This window comes from Streptomyces sp. Y7 (assembly GCF_043195415.1).
In the GTDB taxonomy this organism is placed as follows: domain Bacteria; phylum Actinomycetota; class Actinomycetes; order Streptomycetales; family Streptomycetaceae; genus Streptomyces.
Genome location: NZ_JBIDDQ010000056.1, coordinates 1 through 1,307 on the forward strand (window position 1 = coordinate 1; position 1,307 = coordinate 1,307).

Genomic DNA, 1,307 nt, shown 5'->3' on the forward strand with positions numbered 1-1,307 from the left:
CCGGTGGCCCAACCCCTTGTGGGAGGGAGCTGTCGAAGGTGGGACTGGCGATTGGGACGAAGTCGTAACAAGGTAGCCGTACCGGAAGGTGCGGCTGGATCACCTCCTTTCTAAGGAGCACTTCTCACCGAGTCCTTCGGGACGAGGTCAGAGGCCAGCATGCGAGCGAATGTCTCGCACTGGTTGCTCATGGGTGGAACGTTGATTATTCGGCCGATCTCTTGGGTCGGAGGCTTGCCAGTACTGCTCTTCGGAGCGTGGAACGCATGATCTCCGGGCAGGGAACGGCCGGGCACGCTGTTGGGTGTCTGAGGGTACGGCCGGTATGGCTGCCTTCAGGTGCCGGCCCCAGTGAACTCGTGCTTCGGTGCGGGGTGATGGGTGGCTGGTCGTTGTTTGAGAACTGCACAGTGGACGCGAGCATCTGTGGCCAAGTTTTTAAGGGCGCACGGTGGATGCCTTGGCACCAGGAACCGATGAAGGACGTGGGAGGCCACGATAGTCCCCGGGGAGTCGTCAACCAGGCTTTGATCCGGGGGTTTCCGAATGGGGAAACCCGGCAGTCGTCATGGGCTGTCACCCATACCTGAACACATAGGGTATGTGGAGGGAACGCGGGGAAGTGAAACATCTCAGTACCCGCAGGAAGAGAAAACAACCGTGATTCCGGGAGTAGTGGCGAGCGAAACCGGATGAGGCCAAACCGTTTACGTGTGAGACCCGGCAGGGGTTGCGTGAGCGGGGTTGTGGGATCTCTCTTCTGTTGTCTGCCGGCAACAGGACGAGTCAGAAACCGTTGATGTAGGCGAAGGACATGCGAAAGGTCCGGCGTAGAGGGTAAGACCCCCGTAGTCGAAACGTCAGCGGCTCGTTTGAGAGACACCCAAGTAGCACGGGGCCCGAGAAATCCCGTGTGAATCTGGCGGGACCACCCGCTAAGCCTAAATATTCCCTGGTGACCGATAGCGGATAGTACCGTGAGGGAATGGTGAAAAGTACCCCGGGAGGGGAGTGAAATAGTACCTGAAACCGTGTGCCTACAAGCCGTGGGAGCGTCGGAATGTGCTTGCACATTCTCGTGACTGCGTGCCTTTTGAAGAATGAGCCTGCGAGTTTGCGGTGTGTTGCGAGGTTAACCCGTGTGGGGAAGCCGTAGCGAAAGCGAGTCCGAATAGGGCGATATAGTAGCGCGCTCAAGACCCGAAGCGGAGTGATCTAGCCATGGGCAGGTTGAAGCGGAGGTAAGACTTCGTGGAGGACCGAACCCACCAGGGTTGAAAACCTGGGGGATGACCTGTGGTTAGGGG

General features: G+C 58.6%; 2 rRNA genes. Both read left to right on the plus strand.

Annotated features, from left to right (window positions below):
• Nucleotides 1-110: ribosomal RNA gene (locus ACGFW6_RS45075) — 16S ribosomal RNA — on the plus strand; the annotation flags it as partial.
• Between the two features lie 318 nt (nt 111-428).
• Nucleotides 429-1,307, plus strand: a 23S ribosomal RNA gene (locus ACGFW6_RS45080); the annotation flags it as partial.